This window comes from Thermoactinomyces sp. FSL K6-2592 (assembly GCF_038006465.1).
Taxonomy (GTDB): domain Bacteria; phylum Bacillota; class Bacilli; order Thermoactinomycetales; family Thermoactinomycetaceae; genus Thermoactinomyces; species Thermoactinomyces vulgaris.
The window spans coordinates 1,143,194-1,159,921 of sequence record NZ_JBBOVH010000001.1; the positions used below are offsets into that span (position 1 = coordinate 1,143,194).

General features: G+C 49.2%; 17 protein-coding genes and 1 other annotated feature. Of the genes, 16 read left to right on the plus strand and 1 reads right to left on the minus strand.

The annotated features are described in order from the left end of the window. The first annotated feature begins 8 nt into the window (after positions 1-8). The 9 genes from sigG to ileS all read left to right on the plus strand — a co-directional run bounded on the left by sigG (position 9) and on the right by ileS (position 8,419). Positions 9-785 (plus strand): RNA polymerase sporulation sigma factor SigG, encoded by a 777-nt coding sequence (gene sigG / locus NYE37_RS06140; protein WP_037994949.1) that lies wholly within the window; start codon positions 9-11, stop codon positions 783-785. 150 nt (positions 786-935) lie between these two features. Further along, entirely contained in the window at positions 936-1,232 is a 297-nt protein-coding gene (locus tag NYE37_RS06145; RefSeq protein ID WP_049720287.1) for a YlmC/YmxH family sporulation protein, read from the plus strand. A 53-nt stretch (positions 1,233-1,285) separates the two neighbouring features. Then, positions 1,286-2,119: a peptidoglycan editing factor PgeF gene (pgeF, locus tag NYE37_RS06150; protein WP_037994946.1), complete on the plus strand. Its 834-nt coding sequence runs from the start codon at positions 1,286-1,288 to the stop codon at positions 2,117-2,119. After that, entirely contained in the window at positions 2,116-2,817 is a 702-nt protein-coding gene (locus tag NYE37_RS06155) for a YggS family pyridoxal phosphate-dependent enzyme (RefSeq protein ID WP_340711877.1), read from the plus strand. The genes pgeF and NYE37_RS06155 overlap by 4 nt, the downstream gene beginning before the upstream one ends. A gap of 26 nt (positions 2,818-2,843) precedes the next feature. After that, complete coding sequence (locus tag NYE37_RS06160; protein ID WP_037994942.1) at positions 2,844-3,254, plus strand: cell division protein SepF; 411 nt, start codon at positions 2,844-2,846, stop codon at positions 3,252-3,254. A gap of 10 nt (positions 3,255-3,264) precedes the next feature. Continuing rightward, the gene (locus NYE37_RS06165; RefSeq protein ID WP_037995137.1) at positions 3,265-3,525 is read left to right on the plus strand and encodes a YggT family protein; all 261 of its coding nucleotides are present in this window, start codon (positions 3,265-3,267) and stop codon (positions 3,523-3,525) included. A 28-nt stretch (positions 3,526-3,553) separates the two neighbouring features. Further along, complete coding sequence (locus NYE37_RS06170; protein ID WP_049720286.1) at positions 3,554-4,312, plus strand: YlmH family RNA-binding protein; 759 nt, start codon at positions 3,554-3,556, stop codon at positions 4,310-4,312. A gap of 94 nt (positions 4,313-4,406) precedes the next feature. Beyond that, positions 4,407-5,321, plus strand: coding sequence for a DivIVA domain-containing protein (locus NYE37_RS06175; protein ID WP_049720285.1), 915 nt, complete (start codon positions 4,407-4,409; stop codon positions 5,319-5,321). Positions 5,322-5,365: 44 nt separating this feature from the next. After that, positions 5,366-5,595, plus strand: a binding site (T-box leader). Between the two features lie 52 nt (positions 5,596-5,647). Further along, the gene (gene ileS, locus NYE37_RS06180; RefSeq protein ID WP_049720284.1) at positions 5,648-8,419 is read left to right on the plus strand and encodes an isoleucine--tRNA ligase; all 2,772 of its coding nucleotides are present in this window, start codon (positions 5,648-5,650) and stop codon (positions 8,417-8,419) included. A 73-nt stretch (positions 8,420-8,492) separates the two neighbouring features. Here ileS and NYE37_RS06185 read toward each other — a convergent pair whose 3' ends face one another. After that, on the minus strand, positions 8,493-9,845 hold the full coding sequence (locus NYE37_RS06185) for an amino acid permease (protein WP_049720283.1): 1,353 nt from the start codon (positions 9,843-9,845) through the stop codon (positions 8,493-8,495). Between the two features lie 117 nt (positions 9,846-9,962). On the opposite strand from NYE37_RS06185, the gene NYE37_RS06190 reads away from it, so the two are divergent. From NYE37_RS06190 to NYE37_RS06220, 7 genes are all read left to right on the plus strand, one after another. Then, positions 9,963-10,721 (plus strand): TraR/DksA C4-type zinc finger protein, encoded by a 759-nt coding sequence (locus NYE37_RS06190; protein ID WP_049720282.1) that lies wholly within the window; start codon positions 9,963-9,965, stop codon positions 10,719-10,721. Positions 10,722-10,800: 79 nt separating this feature from the next. Then, a complete protein-coding gene (gene lspA, locus NYE37_RS06195; RefSeq protein WP_049720281.1) occupies positions 10,801-11,289 on the plus strand; it encodes a signal peptidase II in 489 nt (162 codons plus the stop codon). A gap of 17 nt (positions 11,290-11,306) precedes the next feature. Further along, complete coding sequence (locus NYE37_RS06200) at positions 11,307-12,230, plus strand: RluA family pseudouridine synthase (protein WP_121874252.1); 924 nt, start codon at positions 11,307-11,309, stop codon at positions 12,228-12,230. A 193-nt stretch (positions 12,231-12,423) separates the two neighbouring features. Next, on the plus strand, positions 12,424-12,969 hold the full coding sequence (gene pyrR, locus NYE37_RS06205) for a bifunctional pyr operon transcriptional regulator/uracil phosphoribosyltransferase PyrR (protein WP_037995129.1): 546 nt from the start codon (positions 12,424-12,426) through the stop codon (positions 12,967-12,969). A 138-nt stretch (positions 12,970-13,107) separates the two neighbouring features. After that, positions 13,108-14,472 carry a uracil permease gene (uraA, locus tag NYE37_RS06210; protein WP_037994932.1) on the plus strand — a complete coding sequence of 455 codons (1,365 nt, stop codon included), beginning with the start codon at positions 13,108-13,110 and terminating at the stop codon, positions 14,470-14,472. 18 nt (positions 14,473-14,490) lie between these two features. Next, positions 14,491-15,432 (plus strand): aspartate carbamoyltransferase catalytic subunit, encoded by a 942-nt coding sequence (locus tag NYE37_RS06215; protein WP_206760016.1) that lies wholly within the window; start codon positions 14,491-14,493, stop codon positions 15,430-15,432. Continuing rightward, on the plus strand, positions 15,417-16,709 hold the full coding sequence (locus tag NYE37_RS06220; protein ID WP_198050783.1) for a dihydroorotase: 1,293 nt from the start codon (positions 15,417-15,419) through the stop codon (positions 16,707-16,709). The genes NYE37_RS06215 and NYE37_RS06220 overlap by 16 nt, the downstream gene beginning before the upstream one ends. Positions 16,710-16,728: the final 19 nt, after the last annotated feature.

A 16,728-nucleotide genomic window follows, 5' to 3' on the forward strand; every position in this document is an offset into this window, starting at 1 on the left:
AATTTTTCATGGCACGAAACAAAGTGGAAATCTGCGGTGTGGATACATCAAAACTCCCGGTCCTGAAAAACCAAGAGATGCGTGTATTGTTTCAGAAATATCAAGCCGGAGACCTTGAAGCGAGGGAAAAATTGGTCAATGGGAACCTGCGCTTGGTATTGAGTGTGATTCAGCGTTTTAACAACCGTGGAGAATGCGTGGATGATTTATTCCAAGTCGGATGTATCGGATTAATGAAAGCCATTGATAATTTTGACCTCAGCCAAAATGTTAAATTCTCAACCTATGCCGTGCCGATGATCATCGGAGAGATCCGTCGATATTTGCGGGATAACAATCCGATTCGCGTATCCCGGTCGCTGCGGGATATTGCATACAAAGCACTGCAGGTTCGCGATCAACTAACCAACCGGCATTCCAGGGAACCGACGATCTATGAGATATCGGAAGCATTAAATGTCCCAAAAGAAGATGTAGTGTTTGCACTGGACGCAATTCAAGACCCGGTTTCGTTGTTTGAACCGGTTTATCAGGATGGCGGTGATCCGATTTTTGTCATGGATCAATTAAGTGATGACAAATCCAAAGATATGCAGTGGATTGAAGAGATTGCGCTGAAAGAGGCGCTGAACCGGTTAAACGGAAGAGAAAAAATGATTTTGTCCATGCGTTTTTTCGAGGGAAAAACACAAATGGAAGTCGCGGATGAAATCGGCATTTCCCAAGCTCAGGTTTCACGCTTGGAGAAAGCAGCCATACAACAAATGAATAAATTTATTAATTAAAATAAACCGGAGCTTGCCAACGGGTGGAAATGGCAAGCTTTCTTTGTTACGGAAAAAGTTCCACTTAAAAAAGGGATGTCCCAATTACATTTTCCAGCCTGTTTACATATATATAATAAAAATGAAATGGCAAACGGAGGGCATCTTCCCATGAAAATATCCGAGTTGCAGGAAAAAGATGTGGTGAATATTGCAGACGGGCGCAAGTTGGGACAAATTTATGATTTGGAGTTGGATATGCAAAAAGGCGTGATCCAAGCCATTGTGGTTCCCGGGGAAACGAGATGGTTCGGGCTGGTTTCCGGGGGGCATGAGTGGGTGATTCCATGGCGTCACATTGTAAAAATCGGTTCGGATGTGATTTTGGTCCGGTTGGACAGCGGCCGCTCCTCCCCGATGGCACCCCCTTCCCATTCCATGTTACCGGACGGTGATGAGTACCGTTAATCGGTTTGTTCCGGTGTGAAGATATGGTAATATGGTTGGAAGGGAGGGTGTATATGGAGCCTTTTCGTTATCAACAGAAAAGTGGCGTGCCTTATTTTACGGTGGATGCATGGGAAAACGCATTTCCTCATCTGACCGTGGGTTTTAGCGCCAAAGATCACAGAGAAGATAAATTTTGCCGAAATTACGCACTTCATGTCGGTGATCAACCAAAACAAGTCGTATCCAACCGGAAAGAACTGTCTTCTGTGCTTCAGATGCCTTTTTCCGCCTGGACTTGCGGCGAACAGATCCATGGTGTCCATATCGAAACGGTGGAAGAGAAACACCGGGGATATGGAAAAGACGCGCGGAAAACCGCTTTCCAAGACACCGACGGTATGGTGACAAACGAAACCGGAATCTTGTTGGCGGCCTACTTTGCCGATTGTGTTCCGCTTTATTTTTATGCCCCCGATGTCGATTGGATCGGGATTGCGCATGCCGGTTGGAAAGGAACGGTCGGGGGAATCGGTTCAAAAATGGTCAGACGTTTGCAATCGCTTGGAGCAGATCCCGGAAAAATCCGTGTCGTGATTGGTCCGTCGATCGGCTCCTGTTGTTATGAAGTGGATGAACGGGTATACCGGCCGCTGGAAAACATATTGTCTGATGAAGAAGCCGTAAATGAAGTCGCAGTAAGTCGGGGACGGGGCCGCTGGCAACTGGATTTGAAAAAAGCCAATGCTAAAATTTTGGAAAAAGCCGGCGTCCATCCGCGACATATCCTTTTGTCCCGATTTTGTACAAGCTGTGATAAAGATTATTTTTATTCCCATCGTCGCGATCAGGGAGAAACCGGACGAATGGTTGCATACATCGGAAAGAAGGAAAGGGGATCGGAATGAACGAATTTGCTAACCGGTGGGAAAAAGTGAAACAACGAATCGAGCAGGCGTGTCAGCGTTCCTGCCGGGATCCAAAGGAGGTTCATGTGCTTGCGGTCACTAAATATTTAGATACAGAAGCGACTAAAAACATATTGGACCTGGGGTTGGAGCATGTCGGCGAAAACCGGGTGCAAAACGCCCTTCCCAAATGGGAGGAGTTAAAGGACCGGGGAACTTGGCATTTTATTGGCCATTTGCAACGGCGGAAAGCAAAAGATGTGGTTGGCAAGTTTTCCTATATCCACTCGCTGGACCGTTTTTCCCTCGCGGAAGAAATCAACAAACGGGTTTTGCAAGGCGGATATCCGCCGCAACGTTGTTTTTTGCAAGTCAATGTCTCGGGAGAAGAATCAAAATATGGAATTTCTCCTCAAGAATTAGAAGAATTTGCCCGTGAGGTGGCGAATTTAAACACCATTGACATCACCGGCCTGATGACCATGGCACCCATTGCGGACAACCCCGAAGAAGTGAGGCCTGTCTTTCGTGAATTAAAACGATTGCAAGGAAAATTACAACGGTTAAACCATCCCCGTTTGCAAGTACCTCATTTATCCATGGGCATGTCCCAAGATTTTGAAATTGCCATCGAAGAAGGAGCGACTTGGGTGCGATTGGGCTCTGTTTTGATTGGGGGTGAAAAACGGGGTGGCTAGCCTTTGTGTCGGGAGGCGATTTCCTAATGACATTCATGGATCGGATTATGGGTTTTTTCGGCGTGACCGATGAGGATTTGTACGAAGAAACGGAAGAAGAGCAAGGAACTTCCAGTCCGAAGGGACGAAACAATGTGGTTTCGCTCCATACACAAAAAAACATTCGTATGGTATTATTTGAACCGCGCGCATATGAAGAGTCGCCGGAAATTGCGGATCACTTGAAAAGCCACCGCCCTGTGGTTGTCAACCTGCAAATGGTCCGCCGCGAACAAGGGGTGCGGATCATCGACTTTTTAAGCGGTACCGTCTATGCTTTGGGAGGAAACATTCAAAAACTGGGTGAAAATATCTTTATTTGCACACCGGCGAATGTGGATATCCAGGGATCGATCACAGATCTGTTCAAAGAGGAAGAGGCAAAAAATTTGAGGTGAAGTGGAAAAAATGATTTACTCCATCGTGAACCAGTTTTTCAATATCTATTCGATTGTGCTCATCATTTATGTTTTGTCTTCGTGGTTTCCCAATTTCAGGGACACTCCGGTGGGCGTTTTTCTCGCGAAAGTTTCCGAACCGTATTTGAGTGTGTTTCGCCGCTTCATTCCACCGATCGGCGGGATGATTGACATCTCCCCCATCGTGGCGCTTTTTGTTTTGCATTTCGTAGAATTAGGCGTTTATACAATTATCGGTTGGGTGCTATAATTCTGTGATGTCAAAAGAGAATATTTTTATGCATTTTCGTCCGGAAGAACGCCCTTTTGTGGAACGTTCTTTGGACTATGTGCACCGCGCATCCGACAAAAACCAATTCGTTGTCACTCCATTTTTGGATCCGAGAGAGCAGTTTATTCTGACGTCGGTTGTCAAAAGGGAGCCGGCTCTTCTCTTCTGTCTGGATGGCGGGTATCCGGAAGCAGAGCGAAAGCGCGCTTTGATTGCTCCCGATTATTACGGGGAAAATCCGGAATGGACGGATTTGGTTTTTTACAGACTTGAAACAAAAGATTCAAAAGAACTGAAACACCGTGATGTATTGGGAGCTTTGACGGGTTTGGGAATCAAACGGAACATGCTGGGGGACATCCTGCCACACGCAAAAGGATGTGATATTATCGTTGCCGGCGAGATGGCGGAATATATTTTTTTGGGTATTGGACAAGTCGGACGCCATCGTGTTAGTATAAGGAAGATTAATCGCGCGGAACTGACTCTTCCCGAAAGAAACGGAAAGATCCGGACGGCTTCTGTGGCCTCGATGCGTGTCGATGCAGTAATATCAGAAGGTTATCGGGTCTCTAGAACAAAGGCTGCGTCCATGGTGAAAAGCGGTAAGTGCAAAGTGAATTGGAAATTAGTGGATCAACCGGATTATCCGGTGGCGCCGGGCGACTTGATTTCACTAAGAGGATTTGGACGTTTGGCTGTAGAAAGTATTGAGGGACATAGCAAAAAAGGAAGAATATGGATAAAACTGAGTACTTATCATTGATGGGAGCCCGGATGGATTTTTGCAGGCTTTCGGAAGGACGTTTTTTCATTTTGTAGAATAAGAATGCGTGCAATTTTTTCAGGAGGTGCGAAAGATGCCATTAACACCTTTAGATATACACAATAAAGAGTTTAAAAGATCTTTCCGTGGATATGATGTTGATGAAGTGAACGATTTTCTTGACCAGATTATTAAAGATTTCGAACTGCTCACACGGGAAAAACTGGAACTGGAACAACAAGTGGAAGAGTTACAGGCAGAGATTGAGCGTTTGATGGAAGACGAGTCCATGTTCCAAACCGGGCCGCAGCAAATGCAACAACAGCAGCAAGCCGCACAACCGCCGGCGCCGGCACCGGCACCGCAACCGATGCAACGTTATCCGGAGCCTGTTCAGCATCCGTCGCCTCAAGCATTGAGCTCGATGGAACAAAGCATTCACAAGTCGATCCGTGTGGCTCAGGAAGTGGCCGAGGAAGTTCGCTTAAACGCCAAGAAAGAAGCCGAGTTGATTGTTCAGGAAGCAGAGAAAAATGCCGACCGGATCATCAACGAAGCATTGCAAAAGGCCCGTGCCATCCACAGCGAGCTGCTTGATTTGAAACAAAAAGCCACCGTCTACCGTGCACGTTTCCGCACACTGGTGCAATCGCATCTGGACATTCTGGAAAACTCCGATTGGGAATCTTTGGAAGAGTTGGAGTCCGGTTTGGAAGAGCAAGGTAAGAAACTTGAACAATATGCGGAACAGGATCAATCCCGGGAGATGTTGATGGATCAAAACACCCAGGAGTATAAAGACTTCAACACCCAGGAGTATCAGGATTTCAACACCCAAGAGTACCAAGATTTCAACACGCAGGAATTCCAGGATTTCAATAACATGAACAATGTCGAAGATAATGCCGTCATGGACGAAGTCGCCGCTTCTTCTTATTATGAAGAAGAAGAACCACGCCGCGAGTTGCGCAGAACATCCAGAAAACTGAAGAAGAAAGCCATGTTTTAATGGACACGCCGATGTTCTGGGAGATCAGCAAAAGAGAATCAGGGCTAATGGTAAAGAAAGGGAAGAGTAGATAGGTAAACTCGTGTTTGCAGCGAATTAGGGATGGTGTAAGCCTAATCCGAGTTTCTATCGAAAATCACCCTGGAACTGTCACCTGAAATTGGAGTAAGGTCGACCGCGTCATCCACGTTAAGGATGGTTGAGAGGTTTTGTCTCCAATTCAAGGATACGAAGCCAGTAGGGTGGTACCGCGGGAAACCTTCTCGTCCCTAGAGGATGCAGAAGGTTTTTTTATGTTTTTAGAAAGGATAAAGGAGTGATCACACATGCCGGACTACCGTCAAACATTAAACCTGCCGAAAACCGATTTTCCAATGCGCGGGAACTTGCCCAACCGTGAACCGGAAATGCAAAAATGGTGGGATGAGATCGACATTTATCAGCAAGTGCTGGAAAAAAGAAAAGGAGCCAATTCCTTTATTCTGCATGACGGCCCTCCTTATGCCAACGGGGATTTGCACATCGGGCATGCTCTGAACAAAATTCTCAAAGATTTCATTATCCGGTATAAATCGATGAAGGGATATTATGCTCCTTACATTCCCGGTTGGGATACCCACGGTTTGCCGATTGAGCATGCCATCGTCAGCAAGAAAAAAGTGGACCGGAAAAACGTGGATCCGGTCAAATTCCGGGAAATGTGCAAAGAGTATGCTTTATCCTTTGTCAATAAACAAAAAGAACAATTCAAACGCCTGGGGGTCCGGGGAGACTGGGACAACCCTTATATTACGTTGAAACCGGAATATGAAGCCGAACAGATCCGTGTGTTCGGGGAAATGTTGAAAAAGGGTTATATTTATCGCGGGCAAAAAGCCATTTACTGGTCCCCGTCTTCCGAGACGGCACTGGCCGAAGCGGAAATTGAATACCGTGATAAACGCTCGCCGTCCATTTATGTTTTGTTCCCGGTGAAACGGGGCAATGATGTGCTTTCGGATGACAACACCTATGTGGTGATCTGGACCACCACGCCTTGGACGATTCCCGCCAACCTGGCCGTTGCTTTGCATGAGGATTTTGAATACAACCTGGTTGAGGCGAATGGACGCAAACTGGTGGTCGCCAAAGCATTGTTGGAGAAAGTGATGGAAGAGGCCGGCATTTCCGATTACCGGGTGCTGTCAACTTTTAAAGGGAAAGAGCTGGAAGGCGTCATTTGCCGGCATCCGCTGTATGACCGGGAAAGTCCCGTCATCTTTGGAGATCATGTCACTTTGGATGCAGGGACCGGTTGTGTTCATACGGCTCCGGGACACGGGGAAGAGGACTTTTATGTCGGACAAAAATACAATTTGGGAGTGCTTTGCCCGGTGGATGAGAAAGGGCGCATGACGGAGCAAGCTCCCGGCTTTGAAGGATTGTTCTATGACGATGCCAACAAAAAAGTGACGGAAAAGCTGGAGGAAGCCGGTTACTTATTAAAATTGGGCTTTATCACCCACCAATATCCCCATGACTGGCGGACCAAAAAACCGGTCATTTTCCGGGCGACCGAACAATGGTTTGCTTCGATTGACGGATTCCGTGAAGCAATGTTGGAAGAGATCCGGAAAGTCAAATGGACACCGTCCTGGGGAGAAATCCGCCTTCACAACATGATTGCCGACCGTGGAGATTGGTGTATCTCGCGGCAGCGGATTTGGGGCGTCCCTTTGCCGATCTTTTATTGCACCAAATGCGGCCATCCTCATGTGACCGATGAAACCATTGATTATATTGCCAATCTGTTTAAAGAACGGGGCTCTTCAGTCTGGTATGAAAAACCGGTTGAAGAATTGATGCCGCCAAATTCCACCTGTTCCGAATGCGGTCATGACAAGTTCCGCAAAGAAACCGATACGATGGATGTGTGGTTTGATTCCGGCAGCAGTCATCGTGCGGTTTTGGGAGGACGGGAAAACTTGCAATGGCCGGCGGACATGTATTTGGAAGGATCAGACCAATATCGAGGCTGGTTTAACTCGTCTCTGTCCACCGCCGTGGCAACCAAAGGGCAAGCTCCATATAAAGAAGTGCTGAGCCACGGATTTACCTTGGACGGAGAAGGGCGGAAAATGTCCAAGTCCCTGGGGAACGTGATTGCCCCGGCCAAAGTGATCCAACAATATGGTGCGGATATCTTGCGCCTGTGGGTGGCTTCTTCGGATTATCAGGCTGATGTGCGGATTTCGGATGCCATCTTGAAACAAACAGCCGAAGCTTACCGGAAAATCCGGAACACGTTCCGCTTTTTGCTGGGCAACTTGAACGGATTTGATCCCGATTCGGATCGTTTGGCTCTGAATGAACTGACCGAATTGGACCGTTATGCGCTCATCAAGCTGAATCGTCTGGTCGAGCGGGTGAGCAACTCTTATGATGAATATGATTTTCACCAAGTATACTATGACATCCACCATTTCTGCACGGTGTTTTTAAGCCAGTTCTACCTGGATGTGTTAAAAGACCGGCTGTATGTATTGCCCACGGATTCGGAAGTGCGCCGTTCGGCACAAACCGTGTTGTATGAAGTCTTGCTGACACTGGTGAAAATCATCAACCCCATCCTGCCGCATACGACGGAGGAAGTCTGGAAATACATTCCGGGCGATCGTGAAATCAGTGTGCAACTTTGTGATTTCCCGGTTGCAAGAGAAGATTGGTATGACGAAGCTTTAGAGAAAAAATGGGATGAATTGTTGACCATCCGCGATGTGGTCTTAAAAGCGCTGGAAGAAGCGCGGGCCGAAAAATTAATCGGAAACTCGCTGGGAGCGACTGTCGAAATCACACCGAATCCGGAAGCCGGGGAGTTGCTCAGGTCGACAGATCATTTGGATCAACTGTTTATTGTCTCCGATGTCGTCCTGAACGAAGCTTCTTCTGAAGTGACGGCGGAGGAGAAGGTGAAAGTGACGGTTCGTACGGCGGAAGGAGAAAAATGCGAGCGCTGTTGGGTGATTTCCCCGACTGTGGGTCAAGATGCCGACCATCCGCATCTGTGCTCGCGCTGTGCCACCATTGTGAAAAAATTGGGTGTCGATTTGAGCGAATAAAACAGAAAACGCAACAAATCAAAGCCCCCTTCTCAATAAAGAGAAGGGGGCTTTGGATTTGTCGTGCGTAAAATCAAGAAGAAGAGTCGGGCAACGGCTGATCCGCAAGGCCCGATTTGAACCGGGCCGCGCAAAACAGTACGATCATCATGGACAGGAAGACCATGCTGTTAATAATGTTATCCGGATTCAGCAACAGTGTGATGAAAATCACTGACAATACGGCCAGGGTGAAACCTGTCAAATACGGGTATAAAGGAATTTGGAAAAAAGGTTTTTCCTTGTATTGCTTCCGCAATTTCAACTGAGAAAGGCAAATGATGATCCAAAGCATGATGGTGGTGTAACCCGGAATTCCCATCAGATATTGAAACACGCTCTCTTCAGCCGCCATGGCGACAACCGACCCCAGAAGCAGGCTACCGGCGCACAGAATGAGGCTGTAAATGGGCACGCCGTTTTTGTTCAACCGGCTGAAAATCGCAGGGGCCTCTTTTTGTTTTGCCAACGAATACAGCACCCGGGAGCTGGAGTAAATCCCGGTGTTGGCTGCCGAGGTCACGGCGATCAGCAGGATAAAATTCATGATGTGCGCCACGCCTTTTAATTCCAAAGCGGAAAAGACGGTGACAAACGGGCTTCCTGCCTCGCCGACCTGATTCCAGGGCACCAGTCCCATGATGATAAACAATGGCAATACATAGAACAGGCAAATCCGGATAATGATATCTTTAATCACTTTGGGCAAGGATTTTTCCGGATCTTTCATTTCGGTGATGGTGAGCCCGATCATTTCGGTTCCACCATAGGAGAAGATTACAATCAAAAGGGAGGAAATCACGCCTTTCCATCCGAGGGGCAAGAAACCTCCGTGTGCCGTCAGATGGGTGAGATACGGCGGATTTTCCGTCGGAAACCATCCAAACATCAATCCGGAACCCAAAATGACAAAAGCCATCAGTGTGAACACTTTGATGCCGGTCAACCAAAATTCCACTTCTCCGAACAGGCCGACACTCAAAAGGTTTAAACCGACCAGCACCAAAGCGACCATAAAGCTGAGCAGCCAGACCGGAAGGCCGGTAAACCAGTAATGCAAAAAGGTTCCGGCGGCCACGATTTCCACGGCCATCACCAAAATCCACATGATGAAATAAATCCAACCGACCACAAATGAAACTTGGTATCCCAATGCTTTATAAATGAGTCCCCTTATGTCCAATCCTTTGTTGGCCAGCGCCATTTCCGCAAGCGATCCCATCACGATAAACAACAAAACTCCGGCGATCAGATAAGCGATCAGTACCCCGGGGCCGGCGGATTGGATCGTTTCTGCACTGCCCTGAAAAATTCCCGCTCCGATTGCGCCTCCCAAGGCAATCATTTGAACGTGGCGAGGGCGTAATTTTCTTTGCAATTGGCTCATTCGATGTTTTCACCCCACTTTATTACCCAAAAGCATAACAGTATAAAAGTGAAAAAGAAAGGGGTTTAATAAATTTGCGTTTATTCGAAATTATCAAATCGTCAACGGATGGGATACATGAAAAGGAGGTCAGGCGGAGAAGATATTGCTGACTCCATCAAACAGGAGGTGAAATGTAAAGTGGCAAATCCGGTTGTCCAACAAAGGCTGCGTCAAAAATTGGAACAGGAAAAAAGCCAAATTGAAAAACGGTTGAAACAAAACGATTCATACAGCATGGATCAAAGCATGAACGGATCGATCGGCGAATTGTCCGGTTATGATAACCACCCGGCCGATTTGGGGACGGAGATTTTCGAGCGGGGCAAAGATTTGGCCCTGAATGAAAATGATGAGCGCCGGTTGAAGGAAATTGACAAGGCGCTTGAGAGGATGAATCAGGGAACCTACGGGATCTGCAAAGTTTGCGGCCAAGAAATCGCGGAAGACCGGTTGGAAGCGGTGCCGACCACAGAGTATTGCGTGAATCACCATCCGGAGCAACATTCCTCCATCAGGCGTCCGGCGGAAGAAAAAGTGATGGATTCCGGCGGACGCAATCAGGACCAAAGTGACAAGAATTTTTACGATGGAGAAGATGCCTGGCAGGATGTGGAACAGTACGGCACTTCCAATCCCCCGGATTTTTTTGTGGAAGGAAGAAATTATAATGAGTTGATGATTGATTCGCATGAGCACCGGGGGTATGTCGACTTGACGGAAGGGTTTTCGATTACGGATTTATCCGGGAAAACGGATGAGATCACAGAAATCACCCACAATGATGCCTATGCTCAAAAAGAGCGGGAAGAACGGGAAGACGACCCGTTGTCGTAAGCTTGTGAGAAGACTCCGGCCTGTGCTACAATCGGAGGGATAAAAGGATTATCGACGGTGGGGGACAGGAGGAGGACTCTTGAGATATTATTTGATTGCGTTACTCATTCTTTTATCGGATCAAACCACAAAATGGCTCGTTGAACATAAAATGAATCTGTATGAATCGATTCCGGTGATTGACGGTTTTTTCTATCTGACCTCGCACCGGAACCGGGGAGCCGCATTTGGCATTTTGCAGGATAAAATTTGGCTGTTTGTCTCCATCACGCTGATTGTCATTGGCTTTGTGGTTTATTACTTATGGCAGGTCAAAGATGAAAAAAACCCATGGATGCCGACGGCGTTTTCCCTGATTTTGGGCGGTGCCGCCGGCAATTTGATCGACCGGATCCGGTTGGGAGAAGTGGTGGATTTCCTGCATTTCCAATTCGGTGCTTATCAATTTCCGATCTTTAATCTTGCGGATTCATCGATCGTGGTCGGCGTTTTTCTGCTCGTGGTGTTGACTTTTGCCAGTCCCGCGGCAGAAAAAGAGCCTTTAACCAAAGTGAGGGACACGCAATGAACGAGTCATGGGAAAACATGGAGCATTATGAATGGACAATCGATGATTCTGCAGACGGGGAGCGGTTAGACAAATTCCTTCCCCAAAAAAATGAAGAATGGTCGCGTGCACGGGTTCAAGAATGGATCCGTGCCCAATTGGCTTGGGTGAACGGAAAAAATAAAAAAGGAAATTACCGTTTGAAGCAAGGGGATGTGGTCACCCTCAATGTCCCGCCGGTCACAGAGGCCGAAATCCGCCCGGAACCGATTCCCTTGGACATCCGTTATGAAGATGAGGATGTCATTGTGGTGAATAAACCCCGGGGGATGGTGGTGCATCCGGGACCGGGAAACAATTCGGGAACGTTGGTTCATGCGCTTTTGGCCCATTGCGGGGATGAACTGTCGGGGATTGGAGGGGTTGCCCGCCCCGGAATCGTTCATCGCATTGACAAGGACACCTCCGGGTTGTTGATGGTGGCTAAAAATGATCTGGCACACCAGTCGTTGGCGGCACAATTGAAGGAGCATTCGGTTGAGCGGGTGTATGTTGCTTTTTGCCATGGCGTGATTCCGCACGATCACGGCACAGTGGATGCCCCCATCGGAAGGGATCCCAAACACCGTCAGCGAATGGCTGTGATCTCTCAAAACAGCAAACCGGCGGTGACGCATTTTTTTGTGCGGGAACGATTTCAACAGGCGACATGGGTGGAGTGCCGGCTGGAAACGGGCCGGACGCACCAGATTCGGGTACATATGAAATATATCGGGCATCCGCTCATTGGGGATCCGGTCTACGGTCCGAAGAAAAATCCCTATGCGATTGAGGGGCAAGCCCTGCATGCACAAGTGCTCGGCTTTACGCACCCGAGAACGGGCCGGCGTATCCGTTTGGAAGCGGAGTGGCCGGAGGATATGAGAAAAATTTACAAGGCATTAAAGCAGCCGTTTTGTTGACAATCACAAAACCAACCGGTATGATACAGATAAGTGAAAAGGAACCTTTAAATCCAGTCCAGTGAGGCTGGCAAGGGCACGGAAATGTAAAAAAGGGTTGGTATGCCCTTTTTCAGGAGGTCTTTGTCTGCCGTCTGGCAAGACAAAGACTTTTTTTGTGCCGCCGAAATCAAAGAAGGGAGTTCTTGAAAGCATGGGAAAGGAAAAAGTGATCTTGGATGAAGCAGCGATTCGCCGGGCGTTAACCCGAATTGCACATGAAATTTTGGAGCGGAATAAAGGCGTGGATGACTGCGTTCTGATCGGGATTAAAACCAGAGGGATTTATCTGGCTGACCGGCTGAAAGAACGGATCCATCAGATTGAGGGAAAATCCCTTCCTTGCGGTGAGTTGGATATCACGCTTTATCGCGATGATTTGACGGAAAAAAATGATCAACCCGAAGTGCGGGAAACCAACATCCCGGACATCAACGGAAAAAAAGTGATTTTGGTCGACGATGTTTTGTTTACGGGAAGAACGGTTCGGGCCGCCATGGATGCTTTGATCGACCGGGGACGGCCGCAGATGATTCAATTGGCTGTCCTCATTGACCGCGGGCATCGCGAACTGCCGATCCGCCCCGACTATGTCGGCAAAAATGTTCCCACCTCCCGGGCGGAAGTGGTTTCGGTTTATCTCTCGGAAGTGGATGAGGGAGAAGAACGGGTCAGTATCCGACAACAAAATCAAGGATAGCATCAATCCCTTTTAAATCGGTCCAGTGAGTCCGGCAAAGGGATGCGGTTGACAAACAAGCGCTGTATTGTTTTACTGCGTCTCTTTGCGTATGGGCAAAGAGACGTTTTTTTATCCTCAACAAAGGAGTTAAGGCCAATGAGTTCACAAAAAATTGTCATGGATGTGCATGAAAAACCCAAAGCTTTGTCATGGCTCTTTCTCAGCTTTCAACATTTGTTCGCCATGTTTGGCGCCACGATGCTGGTGCCGTTGTTGACGGGGATGAATCCGGCCGTCGCACTGTTATCCAGCGGAATCGGGACGCTGGCCTATTTGATTGTGACACGGGGCAAAATCCCGGCATATCTGGGGTCTTCGTTTGCCTTCATTGTTCCGGTGATCACCATTTCCCAAGGAGGAAAGCATCTGGGTGAAGCGTTATTCGGATGTTTCCTGGTCGGGATTGCCTACGGAGTGGTGGCCCTGATTGTATACCAGTTTGGCGTGAAATGGCTGGATCATTTGCTGCCCCCGGTTGTAATCGGCTCGGTGGTGATTGTCATCGGCCTTTCGCTGGCAGGCACGGCGGTGGACATGGCCAGCAAAAAAGAAGTGATCGTGGACATGCCGCAAACCGCAAGCGGATGGGCGGCATTGGACGGAACCATTCAATCCGTCGATCCGGAAAATGAAAAGGTTCAATTGCAGGTTTATTCTTTGGAGAACTTTATCGTGGCACTTGTCACCTTGGGAATCGCCATCACGGCCAATTTAGCATTCAGCGGATTCCTTCGCTTCATCCCGATACTGCTTGGGCTGATTGGCGGATACCTGACGGCTTTGATGATGGGGATGGTGGACTTTGCCACGGTGAGGGAAGCCCCGTGGTTTGCCGCTCCTGAGTTGACGGCACCGGTCGTTTCGTGGCATGCGGCTGTGGTGATGTTGCCGGTGGTGTTGGTGGTGTTGGCCGAACACATCGGACACTTGGTGGTACAAGGAAACATCATGGGCAGAGACTTGGTGAAAGATCCCGGATTGCACCGTTCTTTGTTGGGGGATGGGCTTGCCACCAGCATCGCTGCCCTGGTCGGCGGCCCTCCGGCCACCACTTACGGGGAAAACATCGGGGTGATGGCCATGACCCGCATTTTCAGTGTCTGGGTGATCGGAGGAACGGCTGTCCTGGCTGTCATGTTCAGTTTCGTGGGAAAAATATCGGCACTCATTCAAACCATTCCCACTCCGGTGATGGGCGGCGTTTCGATCCTGTTGTTTGGTGTCATCGCCTCCAGCGGGTTGCGGATGCTGATTGAAAATCAAGTGAACCTGGATAACCGTCGCAACCTGGTGATTGCATCGGTCATTCTGGTGATCGGAGTCGGAGGGGCGTTGCTGAAATTGGCCAACATCCATCTGGAATTGGAAGGGATGGCGTTGGCAACCGTCACCGGCATTCTGCTCAATCTGGTCTTGCCTGAAAAAGATTCGCGGCAAAAAGAGTTGGCGGAAGCAGCCTGACAGACAGGAGGGATTCAGTTGACTGTGACGAAGCGAAGGTTCGCCCCCAACCATTTGTTTGATACCAAGGATTTATCCAGAAATGAAATACAAACGCTTTTGGACCGGGCGCAGTATTGGGAGGAGCATTGGCAACCGGGACATGCACCGTATCAAGGGCGGTTTGCGGCAAATCTGTTCTTTGAGCCGAGCACCCGGACCCGCTTTTCCTTTGAAGTGGCCGAAAAAAAGTTGGGAATGGAAGTGATTCATTTCTCTCCGGAAGTTTCCAGCACGGCCAAAGGAGAGTCGCTGTATGACACGGTCAAAACCTTGTCTTCGCTCGGAGTCCGTGTCGTGGTGATCCGGCACGCCGACCCCTGTGTTTTTCAGGAATTGGCCGACCGGCTGCCGGAATGCGCGCTCGTCAATGCCGGAGCCGGATGCCTGGCCCACCCGACACAAGCCTTGTTGGATTTGTACACCATGAGGAAGCATTTTAAAGAGTTGGAAGGAAAGAAAGTAGCGATGATTGGCGATATCAAGCACAGCCGGGTGGTGCGTTCCAGTCTCTGGGCGTTGTCCCGGTTTGGCATGGAGATCATGGTGAGCGGTCCGGATGGAATGCGGGATGAAGAGATTGAACAACTGGCGCCTTATGTGCCGTTTGAAGATGCTCTCCGGGAAGCTGATGTGGTGATGATGCTGCGGGTGCAGTTGGAACGGCATGACCAAACGCTGTTTTCTTCTGCACAAGCGTATTTCAGGCAATTCGGGCTGACCCGTAAACGGGCCCGGCTCATGAAGCCGGATGCCATCATCATGCATCCGGGACCGGTCAACCGGGGCGTGGAAATTGCAGATGAAATGGTTGAAGATCAGCGTTCGAAAATTTTCGAACAGATGAAAAACGGAGTTTGGGTGCGGATGGCGGCCTTGGAAAGAGCGATGGGAGGGGATTTTCGTTGCGTATCCTGCTGAAAAACGGGAACTTGTTGGATCCGGAAAGCAAAGAATTGGTGCAAAGAGATTTTTGGATTGACGGGCAAAAGATCCGGGCGATTGCCCCGGAGATCCGTCCCGATGAAGATGTGACGGTGATTTGGGCCGACGGAAAACTGGTTTGCCCCGGGCTGATTGATATGCATGTTCATTTGCGCGAGCCCGGATTTGAGCAGAAAGAGACGATCGAATCGGGATGCCGGGCGGCGGCGCGCGGCGGATTCACAACGATTGCGCCGATGCCGAACACCAACCCTGTCACCGATTCGCCGGACAAAATTAAAGAAGTGATCAATCGCGCAAAGAAAACCGGTTTGGCCCGGGTTTTGCCTTATGGTGCCATCACCATCGGACAGCGGGGGGATGAATTGACCGATATGGCCGGCATGAAGAAAGCCGGGGCAATCGGTGTCACTGATGACGGGGTCGGCGTGCAAAGCGCCAAAATGATGAAAGAAGCGATGAAGAAAGCCGTGGCGGCAGACCTTCCGGTGGTGGCCCACTGTGAGGATGACACGCTGGCCAAAGGCGGATGCGTCCATGAAGGCGTGTTTGCAAAAAAGCACGGCCTGACGGGAATCCCTTCGTCTGCAGAAGCGGTCCATGTGGGGCGGGACATTTTGCTGGCGGAAGAGACAGGGGCGCACTACCATGTTTGCCACATCAGCACCAAAGCGTCTGTCCGGCTGGTGCGGGAGGCCAAAGCCCGCGGGCAAAAAGTGACGGCCGAAGTGACTCCGCATCATCTGCTGTTGTGTGACGAAGATATCCCCGGGCCCGATCCTAATTGGAAAATGAACCCGCCCCTCCGCTCCAAAGAAGACCGGCAAGCATTGATCGAAGGTTTGAAAGACGGTTCGATCGATTTCATTGCAACGGATCACGCCCCGCATACGGCGGAAGAAAAACAGGCGGGAATCGAACAGGCCCCGTTCGGCATTGTGGGTTTGGAAACGGCATTTCCGCTGCTTTATACGCATCTGGTCATAAAAGGTGTGATTACGTTGCACGAATTGGTGGACAAGATGACCTTGAAACCGGCGGAAGTTTTCCGGTTGCCTTACGGCCGCCTGGTGGAAGGGGGACCGGCCGATATCACGGTCATTGATCTGGACCGGGAAAAAGTGATTGATCCAAAGGACTTTGCTTCCAAAGGCCGCAACACCCCGTTTGCCGGTTGGAAATTAAAAGGGTGGCCGGTTCTGACCATCTTGAACGGAAAAGTGACATGGCAAGATGACGATTGCCTGATGTAGTGGAAAAGGAGGAGCGTCC